The sequence below is a fragment of the Janthinobacterium sp. SUN118 genome, assembly GCF_030397695.1.
In the GTDB taxonomy this organism is placed as follows: Bacteria; Pseudomonadota; Gammaproteobacteria; order Burkholderiales; family Burkholderiaceae_D; genus Janthinobacterium.
On the sequence record NZ_JAPUBV010000001.1, the window covers coordinates 294,255 to 312,659 of the forward strand.

The window sequence follows — 18,405 nt, forward strand, 5'->3', positions numbered from 1 at the left end:
CCGCTTACTTGACCTTACCCTCCGCGTCGCGCACTTCCACGGGCGCCAGTTTCAGCTTGGACAATTGCGGCGCGATCTTCGCCTTGTCGCCCACGCCGATGACGATCAGCTTTTCCGGCTGCAGGTATTTCTGCGCCACCTGCTGCACCTGTTTGTCCGTCACGCTGGCAAAGCGCTGCGGCAAGGTGGCGTAATAGTCGATGCCCAGGTCGTAGATGTAGGTGTTGGCCATGCTGGCGCTGATGCTGGCATTCGTCTCGAACTGGCCCGGCAGCGACAGCACCTGCGAATTGCGCGCATTCGACAATTCCTTGGCCGTCAGCGGCCTGGCGATCATGGCGCGGATTTCCTTGAAGGTTTCCGACACGGCCGGACCCGTCACGTCGGTGCGCACGCCGGCGGCGATCGAGAACGGTCCCGGCTGGCGGCGGTACTGGAATTGCGAACGCACGCCATACGTATAGCCCTTCTCTTCGCGCAGGTTATTGCTTAGCCGGCTCGTAAACAAGCCGCCCAGCGCCGCGTTCATCACTTGCAGCGGCGCATAATCGGGCGTCGCGCGGGCCACGGCGATGGTCGACAGGCGCACGGCCGTTTGCGGCGCGCCCGGCTTGTCGACGAGGATCAGCCTGGCCTTCGCCGTTTGCGGCGCCGCCGTCACGGACGGCGCCACCGTGCCCGCCTTCCAGCTGCCGAACTTGGCTTCGGCCAGCGCCTTCAATTCCGCTTCGCCGATGTCGCCCGAGACGATCAGGGCCGCATTGTTGGGCAGGTAGTGCTGCTGCCAGTAGCCTTGCAGGTCGGCGCGGCTGGCCGCCTTCAGCGCCGCTTCCGTGCCCAGCTGGATGTAGCCGTATGGATGTTTCGGGCCGTACAGGGCCGCCGCCTCCACGCGGGCCGCGACGGCGCCCGCGTTTTCGCGCTGCTGCGCCAGTTCGCCGATGCGGCTGGCGCGCTGGCGTTCCACTTCCGCCTGCGGGAATTGCGGGTGCTGCACCACGTCGGCCAGCACGTCGAGCGCCTGCGGGAACGTGGCTTTCAGGGAAGTCAGCTGGGCGAACGAGGCGTCGGCGCCGGAACCGGTGCCGAGGAAGGCACCCAGCTGCGCCACGTCATCGGCGATTTGCGGCGCGCTGCGCGTGGCCGTGCCTTCTTGCAGCATTTGCGCCGTAAAGCTCGACAAGCCCGGCTGCGCCAGCGGATTGGCGCCCGAACCGCTTTTCACCACCAGCTGGCTCGATACCAGCGGCACGGCCGGATTGTAGTTGTGGATCACGGTCAGGCCGTTTGCCAGGGTGAAGGACTTGGCTTGCGGCAGCACAATCTTGGGCGCGGGGCCGGCGGCCGGCACCTTGTTGCGCCACGGCTCGTCCGCATTGATGGCCGTGCCTGGCGCCGGCTTGACCTTGCCCGGCGCCGGCGTCGGCACTTCCGCGCCCAGGTCGGGCGTGCCCGGCACGCCATACACGACCACGCGGGCCTGGTTCTTCAGGTAGGTGTCGACGGCGCGCTGCACGTCGGCCACCGTCACCTTGCGGTAGCGTTCGATATCCTTGCCCAGGTAGCCGGGGTCGCCCAGGTACTGGTTGTACTGGTTCATCAGGTTGGCATTGCCGCCGACCTTTTCCACCTGGCTCAGCATGCCCGTCTCGATGCCGTTGCGGGCCCGCTCCAGTTCCTTCTCGGTGGGACCGCTGGCGCGCAATTGTTCCAGTTCGGCATTTAACGCCTGCTCGATTTCCTCGGGCTGGTGGCCGGGGCGCGCCGTCACGTCCACGCTGAAGATCGAGGTGAGGGCGTTCGAACTCTGGCTGGCGCCCACGTCCTGCGCGATCTGCTTGTCGTACACGAGCGATTTGTACAGGCGGCTGGACTTGCCGCCGGCGAGGATTTGCGCGGCCATCGTCAGTTCCGCGTCATCCTTGGCGTAGGCGGACGGCGTCAGCCAGGCCATGAAGACGCGTGGCAGCTCGACCCGGTCCTGCACCACCAGGCGGCGCTCCTGCGTGATGGGCGGCGTCACGACAGCGGGTTTCGGCACGGCCGGGCCGCTCTTGAAACTGCCGAAGTACTTGTTGACCAGTTCCTTGGTCTTCGCCTTGTCGATATCGCCCACGATCACCAGGCTGGCGTTGTTGGGGCCATAGTAGTTGGTGAAGAATTCCTTGATGTCGGCCAGCTTGGCGTTCTGGATATCCGCGTGCGAGCCGATGACGCTGGCGTAATACGGATGGTTCTTGGGGAACAGCTGGTGGTACAGCGCTTCCTGCACGATGCCGTACGGCGCGTTTTCCACGCTCTGGCGGCGTTCGTTGCGCACCACGTCCTGCTGGTTCGTCAGGGCCGTCTGGTCGAGCACGTCCAGCAGGTAGCCCATGCGGTCGGAATGGGCCCACAGGGCCAGTTCCAGCTGGTTCGACGGCACCGTGTCGAAATAATTGGTGCGGTCGAAATCCGTGCTGCCATTTGAATCGGTGGCGCCCGCCCCTTCCAGCAACTGGTCGGCCATGCCGCGCGGCACGTGCTTGGTGGCGGCAAACATCATGTGTTCGAACAAGTGCGCAAAGCCCGTCAAGCCCGGCGCTTCATTCGCCGGACCCACGTGGTACCAGATATTGACGGCCGTGACGGGCAATTTATGGTCTTCCACGAGAATCACGTCTAGGCCGTTCGGCAAGGTGTATTTTTCGTAGGCGATATGCGGCACGGCCGTCGCGCCCGTGGTGGCGGCCGCATCGGCGGCGTGGGCGAGGCCCAGGGGAGCGCCGTACAGCGACAGCATCAGGGCGGGAATGGCCAGCAGTTTGATCGGTTTCATGCGTGCTTCCAGAAGAGGGTGGGAAGGATGCTGCGATAGCCTGGCGGCTGGCGCCGTGGCTGCCGCAGGTGTTGCCGATGATACATTTATTTAAACAGCAGCGCCGCCCCGCCCAGCACCAGCAGGGCGCAGGCGACGGAGACGATGGCGGCGGCGGCCAGCAGGCGCCATTCGCGCGGCGTGAAGCCGGCCGGCCCGGCCGGCGCTGGCACTTCCGGCACAGGCCGGGACAGGGCCGCCGCCGGCTCTGCTGGCAAGCCGCCCGTGGCGCGCGCCTGCGCCGCCAGCGCCTGCGTGGCCGCGTCCAGCAGGACCAGCTGGCGTTCGACGGTGTCCGCCAGCACCGCTTCGTTCAGCGCCACGAGGGCGAATATCGGGTCGTCGACGTCGATCCTGATGCCCGTCTTGTCGAATACGTGCGTGCGCAGTTTATGCTGGTCCACTACCATTGCACCTTGTCGAGTTGTTCGAAAATGTCGCGGTAGACGACCTTGATGCGCTGCTTTTCCATGATGTTGAACTTGTCGTTCTGCAGCACTTCCTGCATCGTCAGGCGCGCCGTGTTCATCTTCTTGACGTCGGCGCCGAAGGTGTCGGGATTGCGCTGGCTCAAGGTGATGCTGCCTTTGACACGCGCGCGGTTGTCGGCGTACGACTGCGATTCGACAAACTGCTTGCCCGATGCCGATTGCAGCAGGCCGAAGTGTTCGTTTTGCCACAGCACCAGCGGCACCTTCGTCGATTGCGCCGTGGCGACAAAGCCCGTCGCCGTGTCGTGCAGGGTGTCGCCGCCGCCGACGATGGTGTGGATGTACACCTTGCGGCCCGACTCTTCCAGCAGCGAGAAGCAATCGTTTTCCAGCAGATAGCCCATCAGCGGCGAAAAGGTGTTGGCGCCATTGTCGACCACGCAGTTGCCATCCTCTTCCAGGATATCGATCATCAGCGCGTCGAAGCGCTTCGGGTCGATATTGCGCGCGTCCGTCATCACGGGCACGTGCTTGACGTTCATCGCCTTGTAGCGCGAAAAGGTGGCGTTTTCCTGGTCGGTGTCATAGCAGCGCAGGGGCGTGCCGTCCTTGCCGCCTATCCATTGCGCCAGCAGGGTCGAGACCAGGGTCTTGCCGATGCCACCCTTGCCCTGCAGGATGAAATGTACCGTGTTTTGCATTGCGACTACTCCAAGTTGTTGCGTCAGTGACTACCAAAGATCCGTGACAGCGGCGATTGCTCCCGGCCAGACTGCAACTGGCATTTTTACCACAATCCTTTGCAAATATGCCATGGGGAAGAGCGAATCTGGTTATGATGTTAATCAGGATACCATTGATGTAGAGCAAGTTTTGCGTGAAAAATTCACCCCAGCGTGTGTACGAGGATGCAGTGCCGATATCCAGTCTCGATAAAGCCGACATTGACCGCCTCAATCAGCAGGCCCTGTCCTGCCTTGTCGGCAACCGGCGCCAGGCGCGGCGGCTGGCGCACATGGCGCTGGCGGCGGCGCAGCGCCAGCAGTATGCGCGCGGCAGCGCCTACGCGGAACTGAATCACTGCTGGCTGGCGTATTACGCGGGCGAGGCCGAACCGTCGTGCGAGCGCCTGTGCGACTATTTCCAGCAGACGTGCGACCTGGAAGGGGGCATGGAAGTGGCCGCCCTGCGGGGCGCGTATGCGAGCCGGCGCGGCGACTTTGCCGATGCCGAGCAGCATTTCCTGCGGGCGCGCGGCCAGGCGGCGCAGATTCCCGATTCGCTGCATAAGTTCATGCTGTACGCGCGCCTCGGCGTCGATGCCCTGAACCGTGGCGACACGCAGGACGGGCCGCGCAACTTCCTGCTGGCGCTCGACATCGCCGAGCGCTTCGGCAGCCCCGCGCACCGCGTCAACAGCCTGTCGAACCTGGCCTCGTCGCAGCACGACCTGGGCAACGACGAAGACGCCATCCCCCTGCTGGTCGAGGCGCTCGACATCATCGGCACGCAAAAGCTCAAGTACCAGCAAACCATCGTCTCGGCCAACCTGGCCATGTGTTTGCTGGCCACGGGCAAGCCGGCCGAGGCGCTGGCGCTGGTCGAACCGTTTTATGAGTGGCCGGAAGAGGACCTGGCCATCCGCGCCTTCCTGTTCTGCATCGCCGCCCATGCCGCCATCCTGCTGCAGCAGCCGGCCAGCGCGCTGCAACTGCTGCTGCGGGCGGAAGAATATGCGCGGCGGGGGCAGGACCTGGAAGAGCAGATGCACGCCTGGCTCGTGCGCGGCAAGCTCGACCTGCATGCGGGCCAGACGGCGCAGGCGCTGGCGTCGCTGACGCAGGCGCACAGCCTGCTGAGCTGGACGCGCAATCCGTTTCACCAGCAACAGATCTTGCGTGGTTTGTCCGATATCAATGCCCAGCTGGGCGAATGGCAGGCCGCATATGGTTTCCTGCAGCAATACCAGGCCGCGTTCGAGGCCAGCAGCAAATCGGCGCGCGCCTCGCGCATCCTGATGCGCAACCTGGAAAAGGAAATGCGCAACCTGAAGGCCGAGCGCGACAAGGCGCTCGAGCTGCAGGCCGCGCGCGAGACGGAAAACGTCAAGCTCGAGCACCTGAACCGCGAGCTGGCGCACCAGATCATGCATGTTAACTCGCTGCAGGACAGCCTGAAGGAGCAGGCCATGCGCGACCACCTGACGGGCCTGTACAACCGCCGCCATTTCGAAACTTGCCTGAACGCCATCCTGCACGAAGCCGATGCGGATGCGCCCGTGGCCATCGCCATCATCGACCTGGACTTTTTCAAGCGCGTCAACGATACGTACGGGCACAATTTTGGCGACGAGGTGCTGATCCAGTTCGCGCGCCTGGTGGAGAGCCAGCTGCGCGGCAGCGACATGCTGTGCCGCTATGGCGGCGAGGAATTCTGCCTGCTGTTGCGCGAAGCCGACAGCGCGATCGCGGCGCACAAGATCGACGATATCGCCGCGCGCTACCGCCAGCTGCTGATCCGCCAGGCGCCGCACAGCTTGACGGGCTGCACCTTTTCGGCCGGCATCGCCGAGTATCCGCGCCATGGCGCGGGCCGCCACGAATTGCTGATGCGCGCCGACAGCGCCCTGTACGCGGCGAAACAGGCGGGCCGCGACCGCGCCTGCATCGCCGGCACGGATTGAACCCGATCCATACGCCAGAAGGTCAAGCGAGGAAGCGCAGCAGTCCCTGCAGGGCATGGACGACGGCCTGCTCGCGCACGGCCTGGCGGTCGCCCGCGAAGACCAGGCGCTCGGTATGCACGCGGCCATCCCGCGCCCAGCCGAAACAGACGGTGCCCACGGGCTTGCCGGGCACGCCGCCCGTGGGGCCGGCGATGCCGGTGGTCGACACGGCCACCTGGGCCGGGCTGTGGGCCAGGCTGCCTTGCGCCATGGCGGCGGCCACGGCTTCGCTGACGGCGCCGTGCTCGGCGATCAGGGCGGCCGGCACGCCCAGCATGCCGGTCTTGGCCGCGTTCGAATAGGTGACGAAGCCGCGCTCGAACCAGGCGCTCGAGCCGCCGATGTCGGTGACGGCTTGCGCCACGCCGCCGCCCGTGCACGATTCGGCCGTGGCGAGCAGCCAGCGTCTGGCATGCAGGGCCTGGCCTACCGCGGTGGAGAGGGAGATGAGATCGTTGTCCATGAGTGTTTCCTGCATGCATGAAGAGGGGCGCTGCGCTGGCCGCCGTTTTGCGCGGCCAACGTCATGGCATGACTGTAGCATGGCGCGCGGTAGAAGAAACTTTCCCCGCTACCAGCGAAAATGCGTACACTCTTTTATACATTTGCTACCAATACGGGCCGGCAGGCAGTCTGCTGCTGTACCACATCGGTTCGCATCGCCCCACTGGGACGCGGCCTGGCGCCGCGCCTTCGAATGCATTATCTTTACTCGGTTGTCATGGCACTTCTGAACTGGACCTGGCGGCAGCATGCTGGCCCCCTGCGTAGCCCCTTGCGTGGCGCTCGCCGCAGCACCATCCGCTGGGGCTGGCTATTGCTGTTGCTGGGCGTGTTGTGCGCCGGCGTGCGGGCCCAGGTGCCGGGCGAGCTGGAGCGCCAGGTGAAGGCCGCCTACCTGTACAAGTTTGCCGGCTTTGTCGAGTGGCCGGAAGGCAGCTTCGCGCGGCCCGATGCGCCGCTGGTGATCGGCGTGGCCGGCGCCGACGGGCTGGCCGAGCAGCTGGAACAGAGCGTGGCCGGACATAGCGTCAACGGGCGCACCGTGCAGGTGAAAAAAGTGCGCCGCGGCGAAGCGCTGGCCGGGCTGCACGTGCTGTACCTGGGAGCGCTGGAGAAGGCGGTGCTGCAGGAAATGCTGGCGGCCAGTCGCGGCCTGGCGCTGCTGACGGTGTCCGATTCGGATGAGGTCTATGCGATGGGCAGCATGATCAATTTTGTGATGGCCGACGACAAGGTGCGCTTCGACGTGGCCCTGAAGCCCGTGGCGCAGGCGCATATCCGCATCAGCGCGCGCATGCTGCTGGCGGCCTACCGCGTGCAGACGGGGGGCGCCTGACCATGATACGGCTGCGCTCCATACGCCACAAGCTGATGTCGGTGGTCTTGCTGACCACCCTGGTGGCGCTCGTCATCTCGCTGGGCACCATCGTCGTCTACGACTTGCGCGCCTATCACCGCAACCTGGTGGCCGATATCAGTACCCAGGCCCAGCTGCTGGGACACATGAGTTCGGCCGCGCTGGCCTTCGACGATGAACGGCTGGCGCTGGAAAACCTCAATTTGATGCGCATCCGCCCGCGCGTGACGGCCGGCGCCCTGTACAAGGCCGACGGCAGCCTGTTTGCCAGCTACCGCGCGAATCAGAAAACGGGGCCGCTGCCGGCCCATGTCGGCGGCGAGGGCGTCAGCATCCAGGGCAAGTCGGTGGAATTGTTCAAGCCCATCGTCGACAATGGCGAATTGCTGGGTACGGTCTACCTGCGCGCCGATTATGAATTGGCGGGCCGCACGGTCGATTACCTGGCCATCGCCCTGAGCGTGACGGTGCTGGCGCTGCTGGTGGCCTTGCTGCTGCTGCGCCGCCTCGACCACGTGATCACGCAGCCCATCCTCGATATCGCCGACGTGGCGCGCGAAGTGATCGAGACGGGCGACTATTCGCGCCGCGCGCGCAAGCTCAGCGCCGACGAGGTGGCGCAGCTGGTCGATTCCTTCAACAAGATGCTGGCCGAGATCGAGCACCGCACGCGCGCGCTGGAGCGCTCGAACGGCGAGCTGGCGCGCGAGGGCGAGCAGCGCGCCCAGGCGCAGCAGGAAGTCATGCGCCTGAACCAGGAACTGGAAGTGCGCGTGCACGAGCGCACGGTGCAGCTGGAAATGACGAATGGCGAGCTGGCCATGGCGATGGAAGAGGCGCGCAGCGCCAACTATGCCAAGTCGGCCTTTTTGTCGTCGATGAGCCATGAATTGCGCACCCCCCTGAATGCCATCCTCGGCTTCGCGCAAATCCTCAGCTCCGACCGCCTGCCGTCGACCCTGGCGCAAAAGAAGGAATTTGCCGGCCATATCCTGAAGTCGGGCCGGCATCTGTTGACATTGATTAATGAAATCCTCGACCTGGCGAAGGTCGAATCGGGCACGGTCAGCCTGTCGCTGGAACCGGTGGCCCTGCACGCCATCTTGCAGGAATGCCGCGACATGATCGCGCCGCTGGCCAGCCAGCGCGGCATCGGCATGACCTTTCCCGACGCCTGTCCGCTGAACGTGCTGGCCGACCGCACGCGTTTGAAGCAGATCTTATTGAATCTGCTGTCGAACGCGCTCAAGTACAACCGCGCGCAGGGCGCGGTGCGCATCGAGTGCACGCCGCAGCCGGGCGGGCTGGCGCGCATCAGCGTGCGCGACACGGGCGTGGGACTCGACAGCGAGCAAGTGGCGCTGCTGTTCCAGCCGTTCAACCGCCTGGGCCAGGAAGGCGGCACGGAAGAGGGCAGCGGCATCGGCCTGGTGGTCACCAAGCGCCTCGTGGAATTGATGGACGGCAGCATCGGCGTGAGCAGCGAACCCGGTGTCGGCAGCACCTTCTGGATCGAGCTGCGCGCCGTCGAGAGCTTGCCCAGCCCCGCGCCGGCCGGCTTGCCGCTGCCGGACCTGGCCGGCGCGCTGCTCGACAACAGCGCCCCCGTCACCCTGCTGTACGTGGAAGACAACCCCGCCAACCTGACCCTGGTCGAGGAAATCGTCCGCTATTGCCCGCAATTGCGGCTGCTGACGGCGCCCGATGGACGGCTGGGCGTGGAAATGGCGCGCACGCATTTGCCGCAACTGATCTTGATGGATATCAACCTGCCCAACGTGAGCGGCACGGAAGCGCTGAAACTGCTGCGCGCCGACCCGCGCACGGCGCACATCCCCGTCATCGCGCTGACGGCCAACGCCATGCCGGGCGACGTCGAACGCAATATGGCGCTTGGCTTCTACCGCTACCTGACCAAGCCGATCAACCTCGAGGAATTCACCGAGGCCATCAACAGCACCCTGGCCTATGTGGCGCAGCAGCGCCAGCAGAAGGGAACGGGGGCGCCATGATCAGCCAGGCCGATATCTATGGCGCGAAAATCCTCATCGTCGATGACCAGGAAGTCAACCTGCGCCTGCTCGAGCACCTGCTGCAAAGCGGCGGCTACACGGCACTGTCGAGCACGCTTGATGCGCGCGCCGTGGCCAGCCTGCACCAGCGCCACCAGTATGACCTGATCATTCTCGACCTGGTGATGCCGGGCATGAGCGGCTATGCCGTGATGGATGCGCTGCGCCCGCTGGAACTGGAAGGCTACCTGCCCGTGCTGGTGATCGCCGCCGATCCGGACGCCAAGCTTGCCGCGCTGGAGGCGGGCGCGCGCGACTTCATCAGCAAGCCCTTCGACGCGCTCGAAGTGCTCACGCGCATCCGCAACATGCTCGAAGTGCGGCTGCTGCACCGCGCCGCGCGCCACTACAATGCGCTGCTCGAGCGCACGGTGGGCCAGCGCACGGCGGAACTGCAGCGCTTTCGCGGCGCCATGGACGCCACCACGGACGCCATCTTCCTCGTCGACGTGCTGGGCATGACCCTCGTCGACGCCAACGATGGCGCCTGCCGGCTGCTCGGCTACACGCGCGCCGAGCTGCTGTCGCTGTCGCCGGGCGCCCTGCTGCCGTCGCCGCCGCCGGCGCCGCTGGCCGCGCTGCACGGCGGCTCGGCCCACCTGGCCACGGACGTGACCGAGTGCGAACTGGTACGGCGCGACCTGAGCCTGGTGCCCGTGGAGCTGGGCTGGCACTGGTATGCGCAGGCGCCCGTGGCCGGCGCGCCCGCCACGGGCGGCCTGCTGCTGATCGCCGTGGCGCGCGACATCAGCGAGCGGCGCCAGGCCCAGGAACGCCTGAAGCACCTGGCCCATTACGACGGTTTGACGGGATTGCCGAACCGCAGCCTGTTCTACCAGACGCTGGCCCAGGCCGTCGAACTGGCGCAGGAAAAAAGCTGGCGCATCGTCGTGCTGTTCATCGCGCTCGACCGTTTCAAAAGCATCAACGATACCCTGGGCGCGGCGCTGGGCGACGAGTTGCTGCGCCAGTTCAGCAACCGCCTGGTCGAATGCGTGCGCCTGCGCGACACGGTGGGACGCCTGGGCAATGACGAATTCGCGCTGATCCTGACCATGAGCCGCAACCAGCAGGAGGCGGTGGCGGTGGCCAACCAGGTGCGCGAAGCGCTGCGCGCGCCGTTCGACCTGCATGGCCACGCGGCGACCCTGACGGCCAGCATCGGCATCGCCATGTATCCGGACGACGCCACCGACCCGGAAACCCTGATCAAGTACGCGAATACGGCCATGGGCGGCGCCAAGCAGGCGGGCCGCGACGGCTACCGCTTCTTCACGGCCGGCATGAACGTGCAGGTGCTGGCGCGCCTGGACCTGGAACTGGCGCTGCGCCACGCGCTCGAACATGAACAGTTCATCCTGTACTACCAGCCGAAGGTGGACTTGCGCACGGGGCGCATCAGTGGCGTCGAGGCGCTGCTGCGCTGGCGCCGCCCCGGCTACGGCCTGGTGGCGCCGGCCGAATTCGTGCCGGTGCTGGAAGACACGGGCCTGATCGTGCGCGTCGGCGCCTGGGTGATCCACGCCGCCTGCCGCCAGATCGCCGAGTGGCGCGACAGCGAAGTGGGGCCCGTGCACGTGGCCGTGAATGTCTCGAGCCGCCAGTTCGCCGAGGGCGACCTGGAAGGCGAAGTGACGCACGCGCTGGCGCAGCACGGCGTGGCGCCCGAACTGCTGGAGCTGGAGCTGACGGAAACGGCGCTGATGTCGAACGCCGAGCGCACCATCGTCGTGCTGGGGAAACTGAAGAAGATCGGCGTGAAGGTGGCCATCGACGACTTCGGCACCGGCTATTCGAGCCTGGCGTACCTGCAGCGCTTCCCCATCGACAAGCTGAAGATCGACATCGCCTTCGTGCGCAACATCACCAGCAACCCGAACGACGCGGCCATCGCGCTGGCCATCATCAGCATGGCGCACAGCCTGAAACTGAGCGTGGTGGCCGAGGGCGTGGAGTCGCGCCCGCAGCTCGAATACCTGCGGCGCAACCGCTGCGACGAGATCCAGGGTTTTTATTTCAGCCGCGCCCTGCCGGCGCTGGAACTGGGGCAGATGATCGTCGCCGGCGCCGGCCTGCCGCCGGGCCACGACCCGGCCGCCCAGCCGGCGCAGACCCTGCTCATCGTCGACGACGACGTCAACGTGCTGTCGTCGCTGCACCGCCTGTTCCGCCCCGAGGGCTACCAGATTCTCACGGCCAGCACGCCGGCCGAGGGTTTCGAGATGCTGGCCCTGCACCGCGTGCACGTGATCGTCTGCGACCAGCGCATGCCCAGCATGAGCGGCACGGAGTTCCTCAGCAAGGTCAAGGAGCTGTACCCGGAAACCATCCGCATCATCCTGTCCGGCTACACTGGCCTGGAAGCCGTGCTCGACTCCATCAACCGGGGCGCCATCTACCGTTTTTATACGAAACCGTGGGATGACACCCAGCTGCGCGACAACATCCGCCTGGCCTTCCAGCATTACTGGATGGTGAACCAGCCGGGCCTGGCGCGCGTGGCGGTGCGCTAGCGAAAAGCCAGCGGAAAGTCAGTCGCTGAAGTGGTCGAACGACGACAACTGCAGGTCGAGCGGCATGCCCGAGGCATCGACCAGGCGCAAGCCCGCTTCGGCGTCGATGCGGCCCACGCGCGTGGCCGGCGTGCCGCAGCGCAGCGCCAGCGCGGCGATGGCGTCGCGCGAGGCGGCCGGCGCCGTGAAGCACAGTTCATAGTCGTCGCCGCCGGCGGCCGTGTAGCGGCGACGCAGGGCTGTGGCTTGCTGCGCCAGGATGGGGCCGGCCGGCAGGGCGTCGACGTCGAGCGTGGCGCCCACGCGCGACGCCTTCAATATGTGGCCCAGGTCGCCCACCAGGCCGTCCGAAATATCGATGGCCGCATGCGCGAGGCCCGCTTCGGCCAGGCCGCAGCCGAGCGCCACGCGCGGCGTCGGCGTGTGCATGCGCGCGGCCGCCGTGGCCAGGTCGGCGGGCGCCAGCGGCTGCTCCATGCGATAGCCGGCCAGCGCCAGGCGCGCGTCGCCGAGGGTGCCGCTGACCCAGATATCGTCGCCGGCCACGGCCGCGCTGCGGCGCAGGGCCTGGCCCGGCGCCAGTTCGCCGAACACGGTGATGCAGATATTCAGGGGACCCTTGGTGGTGTCGCCGCCGATCAGTTCGCAGCCAAAGGCGTCGGCCAGCGCGAACAGGCCGTCGGCAAAGCCGGCCAGCCAGGCCCGTTCCGCCTGCGGCAGCGCCAGGGCCAGCGTGAACGCCACGGGACGCGCGCCCATGGCGGCCAGGTCCGACAGGTTCACGGCCAGGCTCTTATGCCCGAGCATGCGGGCGCCGGCGCCGGCAAAGAAATGCCGGTCCTCGACCAGCATGTCCGACGAGATGGCGATCTGCTTGCCGGCACCGGGCGTGAGCAGCGCGCAATCGTCGCCGATGCCGAGGGTGGCGCGGCCGGGGCGCGGGCGCACGAAATACTGTTTGATCAGGTCGAATTCGGAAAGCGCGTCGTGTGGGGCCATGGCGTAGTGGGCAAGTTGAGTGGAGGTGTGGCCCGGCTATTATAGGCTGGCCTACAATACGGGCCCTTGCCACTGCCGATATGCCCCTATGCCCTTCCACGATATCCACGCCGTGATGCAATCCTATCTTGACGATGGCTGGCTGCGCGAGCCGCAGGCCGTCGGCCTGGCCACGTTCACGGCGCCGGAACTGCGGGCGCGCGGGTTTTACGAGCTGTGCGATGGCGGCCAGTTGTGCCTGTATGAGGATGAGCGCTGGTTCCGCTGCGCCAGCCGGGCCGTGCAAGCATCGTTCAAGGTGTATCTGCAAGGCGGCCGCTTGCACGCGAATGGACTGGAACTCGGTTATCAGGTGCGCCTGGCCAGCGTGCTGCGCGCGGCGCGGCGGCCCTTGCCGCCGTATCGCCTGCTGCTGGAGGCAGGGGCGCGCAGCGGTGCGCTGCTGTTCGACTGCGGCCTGGTGCTGCAGTTCGCGGCCAACCTGCGCGGCGTGCAGCGCCATTATTTCCTGACCCTTGTCGAAGGGCAGTTGCCCGATCCCGGTGCGGGCGAGCTCGACCTGCGCGCCGCCAGCGAGGGCCACGTCCAGGCCCTGTATGAACACTGTGCGCCGGAAGAATTGCAGCGCCAGGCACGGCGCGGCCATGCGGCGCTGCGCGAGCTGGCGCAGCTGCTTTCCTGACTTTTCCTAACCTTTCTTCGCCTGGGCCATGCCCTGCAGCAGCTTGGCCAGCAACTGGTCGAGCTGGCGCTGCTCGTCCTCGCTGAGGGACGCCAGCATGGCACGCTCGTTGTCCACGTGCAGCAGCACCAGTCGTTCAATCAATGCCCATCCCCTCGGCGTCAAGGCCACCAGCACGCCGCGCCGGTCGCTCGGGTGCTTCTGCCGTTCGATCAGGCCCGCCGCTTCCAGGCGGTCGATGCGGTTGGTCATGCCGCCCGAGGACAGCATGGCCGCCTCGTACAGGGCCGTCGGCGTCAGCGCATGCGGCGCGCCCGAGCGGCGCAGGGTGGCCAGCACGTCGAATTCACCGGGCTGCAAGCCGTGTTCGGCGAACAGCGGGTTGAGCCAGTCGCGCGCCATCAGTTGCGCCACCGTGCCCAGCTGGCCCACCAGCTGCATGGCGCGCGTATCCATCTGCGGCAGTTCGCGCTGCCATTGCGCGGCGGCAAACTGGGCGCGCCGGTGTTCTTGCGGGGTATCTGTCATGGCGTTATCCATTTATCTCGACATCAAGATATATTTCTATCTTTATGTTAAGATACTTTTCATCGAGTTATTTATATGACGCATTAAACCATGTGCCTCCCAGCGAGGCAAGGACTATCCCCATGCCATCCGAACGCCCCGTATCCTCTCCCTCGTCCGCCCTGCTGGTGGCCGCCATCATCCTGCTGGGCCTGAACCTGCGCCCCATCCTGGCCGTCATCGGCCCCCTGCTGGACAGCATCCAGGCCAGCACGGGCCTCGGCAATGCCGACGCGGGCCTGCTGACCACCGTGCCCGTGTTCGCCATGGGCGTGTGTGCGCTGGCGGGCGCGCAGCTGCAGCGCCGCCTGGGCGTGGCGCGCGGCATTACGCTCGGCATCGCCATCATCGCCATCGCCTGCGCGCTGCGCTGGCCCCTGCACGGCAGCGGCGGCTTGCTGGCCACGGCGGCGCTGGGCGGCCTGGGCATCGCGCTGGTGCAAGCCTTGCTGCCCGCCTTCATCAAGCGCCACTTTCCTGCGCGGGCCGGGCAGTTGATGGGTTTCTATACGACGGGCATCATGGGCGGCGCGGCCATTGCCGCCGCGTCCGCCTCGCCGCTGGCGCAGTCGCTGGGCTGGCCCGTGCTGCTGGCCCTGTGGGCCTTGCCTGCCGCCGCCGCCGCGCTGCTGTGGCGCCGTGCCGCGGCTTCGCGCGTGGACGTGGCCAGCGGCGCCGGCACCGGCCTGCCCGTGGGCAGCCCCCGCGCCTGGCTGCTGATGGTGTTCTTCGGCATCGGCACGGGCGCCTACACGCTGGTGTTGGCCTGGCTGCCGCCGTTCTACACGGAACTGGGCTGGAGCGCGGCCGACAGCGGCCTGCTGCTGGGCGCCCTGACCCTGGTGGAAGTGCTGGCGGGGCTGGCCGTCTCCAGCGTCATCAACCGCTTCCCCGACCGCCGATTGCTGCTGCTGTGCGTCTTGCTGGCCGTGCTGGGCGGCCTGGCGTGCCTGATCCTGGCGCCACGGCAACTGGCGCTGCCCGCCGTGATCCTGCTGGGCTGCGGCATCGGCGCCCTGTTCCCGCTGTCGCTGATCGTCAGCATGGACCATGTGGCGGACCCGGCCGGCGCCGGCGCCCTGCTGGGCTTCGTGCAGGGCGGCGGCTACATCATCGCCAGCAGCATGCCCTTCATTGCCGGCCTGATCCGCCAGCATTCGTCCAGCCTGGCCCAGGCGTGGATGGTGATGGCGGCCGGCGTCGTGCTGCTGCTGCTGATTGCGGTGCGCTTCGCGCCAGGCGCGCGGCTGGCGTCGCCGGCACGGAAAATCGCGTAGGCTGTCGGCTTTCCTTGCCAGAAAGCATCGCTGCCATGACCACACCCGCCACCACGCCGCCAGTCTTGTTGCCCGCCAACCGCCGCATCGTGCTGTCCGGCGAGGATGCGTTGCGCATCCTGCGCGAGATCGAATTCCTGCTGCAGTCGCTGCACCACATCGGCCGCCATTACTATCCGGATGGCGACGATGACGGCGCCGATGCACAGCGCCGCGCGCGCTACTGCGCGGAGACCACCCGTTTCATCGACGGGCAGCAAGCCACGACCCGCCTGGCGCTGATGCGCAGCATCCTGTCCGCGCCGTTCGACACCACCCTGGGCGCCGATGACATGGACGATATCGAGCGCGCCGTCGAAGCGCTGCCGCTGTGGCGCGCGCCTGGCGCGTCATCATAAAAACTAATTGAAATATAAAATTTGATAGTTTTTCCTGTTCAGGACGTTTGTGCTGCCGGACGGCCTTACAATGCGAGGTTATGCGTTTTCGTGATATCAGACTGTGGCTAGCGGAAAATACCTAGCTAATTGAAAGTATCGGTCTGATAAAATCGGAAGCACCCCGATCGACCAAACAGGAAGGCAGCACAGCATGGATTCGTCATCTGATAAAAAAGAAGAATTGCGTCAACAATTGCGCTTGGCCGCACTCGAGTACCACGAGTGCCCGCGCCCCGGCAAAATCAGCGTGACGCCCACCAAACAACTGACCAACCAGCGCGACCTGGCGCTGGCCTACTCGCCAGGCGTGGCCGCTCCCTGCGAAGAAATCGTGATCGATCCGGCCAATGCCTATAAATACACGGCGCGCGGCAACCTGGTGGCCGTCATCACCAACGGCACGGCCGTGCTGGGCCTGGGTAACATCGGCCCGCTGGCCGCCAAGCCGGTGATGGAAGGCAAGGGCGTGCTGTTCAAGAAGTTCGCCGGCATCGACGTCTTCGACATCGAAATCAACGAGATGGATCCGGACAAGCTGGTCGACATCATCGCCTCGCTGGAACCGACCTTCGGCGGCGTGAACCTGGAAGACATCAAGGCGCCCGAGTGCTTCTACATCGAGCGCCAGCTGCGCGACCGCATGAAGATTCCCGTCTTCCATGACGACCAGCACGGCACCGCCATCATCGTCGGCGCGGCCATCCTGAACGGCCTGAAAGCCGTCGGCAAGAAAATCGAGGACTGCAAGCTGGTCGTGTCGGGCGCGGGCGCGGCGGCGCTGGCCTGCCTGGACCTGATCGTCGACCTGGGGTTTCCGCTGAAAAACATCTACGTCACCGACCTGGCCGGCGTCGTCTACAAGGGCCGCACGGAACTGATGGACCCGGACAAGGAACGCTTCGCGCAAGACACGCCGCTGCGCACCCTGGGCGAGATCATCCCGGACGCCGACATTTTCCTCGGCGTTTCCGCCGGCGGCGTGCTGAAACAGGACATGGTGCGCAAGATGGCGCCGAATCCTTTGATCCTGGCGCTGGCCAACCCGAATCCGGAAATCCTGCCGGAAGAAGTCAAGGCCGTGCGCAGCGACGCCATCATCGCCACCGGCCGTTCGGATTACCCGAACCAGGTCAACAACGTGCTGTGCTTCCCGTACATCTTCCGCGGCGCCCTCGATTGCGGCGCCACCACCATCACGCGCGAAATGGAAATCGCCGTGGTGCACGCGATCGCCGACCTGGCGCATGCCGAGCAGTCGGACATCGTGGCCACCACGTACGGCATCAGCAACCTGTCGTTCGGTCCTGAATACCTGATCCCGATGCCGTTCGATCCGCGCCTGCTGATCAAGATCGCGCCAGCGGTGGCCAAGGCGGCCGAGGATTCGGGCGTGGCCACGCGTCCGATCAAGGACTTGCAGGCGTACGCGGACAGCCTGCAGCAATTCGTCTACCGCAGCGGCACCTTCATGAAGCCGCTGTTCCTGATGGCCAAGTCCACGCCGGCCGACCTGAAGCGCATCGTCTACGCCGAAGGCGAAGAAGAGCGCGTGCTGCGCGCCGTGCAAGTGGTGGTCGATGAAAAACTGGCGCGTCCCATCCTCGTCGGCCGTCCGCCCGTGCTCGAAGCGCGCATCCAGAAGTTCGGCCTGCGCCTGAAGCAGGGCGTCGATTTCGACGTCATCAACCCCGACTTCGACGAGCGCTATCGCGATTACTGGAATACGTACTACGACATGACGAGCCGCAAGGGCGTCACCGAGGAATACGCGAAACTGGAAATGCGCCGCCGCCACACCCTGATCGGTTCGATGATGATCCACAAGGGCGACGCCGACGGCATGATCTGCGGCACCTTCGGCACTACGCAGCTGCACCTGAAATACATCGACCAGGTGCTGGGCAAGCGCGCCGGCAGCAATGTCTACGCCGCCATGAACGTCTTGATCATGCCGGAACGCCAGCTGGTGATGGTCGACACGCACGTCAACGAAAACCCGGACGCCGAGCAATTGGCCGAGATCACCATCATGGCCGCCGAAGAGATGACCCGTTTCGGCCTGTCGCCGCGCGCGGCCCTGCTGTCGCACTCGAACTTCGGTTCCAGCGACAGCGCCTCGGCGCAAAAGATGCGCGCCGCGCTGGCCATCATCAAGGAACGCGCGCCGGAGCTGGAAATCGACGGCGAAATGCACGGCGATACGGCCCTGGACAGCAAGCTGCGTCAAAAAATCATGCCGCATTCGGCACTGAAGAACGACGCCAACCTGCTGGTCATGCCGAACATCGAATCGGCCAACATCGCCTATAACCTGGTGAAGACGGCCGCCGGCAACGGCATCGCCGTGGGCCCGATCCTGCTCGGCTGCGCCAAGCCCGTGCACATCCTGACGCCATCGGCCACCGTGCGCCGCATCGTCAACATGACGGCACTGTGCGTGGTCGATGCGGTAGCGCAGCGTAAAGTCTAAGGCTGGGCTGTC

General features: G+C 65.9%; 14 protein-coding genes. 8 read left to right on the forward strand and 6 right to left on the reverse strand.

All coding sequences use genetic code 11. The features are described 5' to 3' along the window. Positions 1 to 4: 4 nt before the first annotated feature. The 3 genes from O0880_RS01425 to O0880_RS01435 all read right to left on the reverse strand — a co-directional run bounded on the left by O0880_RS01425 (position 5) and on the right by O0880_RS01435 (position 3,989). Positions 5 to 2,818: a pitrilysin family protein gene (locus O0880_RS01425; protein WP_289884667.1), complete on the reverse strand. Its 2,814-nt coding sequence runs from the start codon at positions 2,816 to 2,818 to the stop codon at positions 5 to 7. An 86-nt stretch (positions 2,819 to 2,904) separates the two neighbouring features. After that, on the reverse strand, positions 2,905 to 3,261 hold the full coding sequence (locus tag O0880_RS01430; protein ID WP_289884668.1) for a hypothetical protein: 357 nt from the start codon (positions 3,259 to 3,261) through the stop codon (positions 2,905 to 2,907). Next, positions 3,261 to 3,989, reverse strand: coding sequence for a hypothetical protein (locus O0880_RS01435; protein ID WP_071321867.1), 729 nt, complete (start codon positions 3,987 to 3,989; stop codon positions 3,261 to 3,263). The genes O0880_RS01430 and O0880_RS01435 overlap by 1 nt, the downstream gene beginning before the upstream one ends. A gap of 212 nt (positions 3,990 to 4,201) precedes the next feature. Here O0880_RS01435 and O0880_RS01440 point away from each other — a divergent pair, with 212 nt between their 5' ends. Next, positions 4,202 to 5,971: a GGDEF domain-containing protein gene (locus O0880_RS01440; protein WP_289884670.1), complete on the forward strand. Its 1,770-nt coding sequence runs from the start codon at positions 4,202 to 4,204 to the stop codon at positions 5,969 to 5,971. 22 nt (positions 5,972 to 5,993) lie between these two features. On the opposite strand, the gene O0880_RS01445 is transcribed toward O0880_RS01440, so the two are convergent. Continuing rightward, positions 5,994 to 6,476, reverse strand: coding sequence for a CinA family protein (locus O0880_RS01445; protein WP_289884671.1), 483 nt, complete (start codon positions 6,474 to 6,476; stop codon positions 5,994 to 5,996). Positions 6,477 to 6,734: 258 nt separating this feature from the next. On the opposite strand from O0880_RS01445, the gene O0880_RS01450 reads away from it, so the two are divergent. From O0880_RS01450 to O0880_RS01460, 3 genes are read left to right on the forward strand one after another with little or no spacing between them, the layout of a single operon-like run. After that, positions 6,735 to 7,352: a YfiR family protein gene (locus O0880_RS01450; RefSeq protein WP_289884672.1), complete on the forward strand. Its 618-nt coding sequence runs from the start codon at positions 6,735 to 6,737 to the stop codon at positions 7,350 to 7,352. A 2-nt stretch (positions 7,353 to 7,354) separates the two neighbouring features. After that, positions 7,355 to 9,385: an ATP-binding protein gene (locus O0880_RS01455; RefSeq protein WP_289884674.1), complete on the forward strand. Its 2,031-nt coding sequence runs from the start codon at positions 7,355 to 7,357 to the stop codon at positions 9,383 to 9,385. Then, entirely contained in the window at positions 9,382 to 11,958 is a 2,577-nt protein-coding gene (locus O0880_RS01460; protein ID WP_071321871.1) for an EAL domain-containing protein, read from the forward strand. Before O0880_RS01455 ends, O0880_RS01460 begins: the two co-directional genes overlap by 4 nt. An 18-nt stretch (positions 11,959 to 11,976) precedes the next feature. Here the strand turns inward: O0880_RS01460 and thiL are convergent, their stop codons facing one another. After that, positions 11,977 to 12,957: a thiamine-phosphate kinase gene (thiL, locus tag O0880_RS01465; RefSeq protein WP_289884676.1), complete on the reverse strand. Its 981-nt coding sequence runs from the start codon at positions 12,955 to 12,957 to the stop codon at positions 11,977 to 11,979. 112 nt (positions 12,958 to 13,069) lie between these two features. Between thiL and O0880_RS01470 the strand changes: the two genes are divergently transcribed. After that, the gene (locus tag O0880_RS01470; RefSeq protein ID WP_289884677.1) at positions 13,070 to 13,639 is read left to right on the forward strand and encodes a hypothetical protein; all 570 of its coding nucleotides are present in this window, start codon (positions 13,070 to 13,072) and stop codon (positions 13,637 to 13,639) included. Between the two features lie 6 nt (positions 13,640 to 13,645). On the opposite strand, the gene O0880_RS01475 is transcribed toward O0880_RS01470, so the two are convergent. Next, positions 13,646 to 14,167 carry a MarR family transcriptional regulator gene (locus O0880_RS01475; protein WP_289884678.1) on the reverse strand — a complete coding sequence of 174 codons (522 nt, stop codon included), beginning with the start codon at positions 14,165 to 14,167 and terminating at the stop codon, positions 13,646 to 13,648. Between the two features lie 122 nt (positions 14,168 to 14,289). Here O0880_RS01475 and O0880_RS01480 point away from each other — a divergent pair, with 122 nt between their 5' ends. The 3 genes from O0880_RS01480 (at position 14,290) to O0880_RS01490 (ending at position 18,393) form a co-directional block, all read left to right on the forward strand. After that, complete coding sequence (locus tag O0880_RS01480; protein WP_289884679.1) at positions 14,290 to 15,483, forward strand: MFS transporter; 1,194 nt, start codon at positions 14,290 to 14,292, stop codon at positions 15,481 to 15,483. A 35-nt stretch (positions 15,484 to 15,518) separates the two neighbouring features. Continuing rightward, positions 15,519 to 15,881 (forward strand): hypothetical protein, encoded by a 363-nt coding sequence (locus O0880_RS01485; protein ID WP_289884681.1) that lies wholly within the window; start codon positions 15,519 to 15,521, stop codon positions 15,879 to 15,881. A 193-nt stretch (positions 15,882 to 16,074) separates the two neighbouring features. Next, positions 16,075 to 18,393, forward strand: a complete 2,319-nt coding sequence (locus tag O0880_RS01490; protein ID WP_071321875.1) for an NADP-dependent malic enzyme — start codon at positions 16,075 to 16,077, stop codon at positions 18,391 to 18,393. The last annotated feature ends 12 nt before the right edge of the window (positions 18,394 to 18,405 follow it).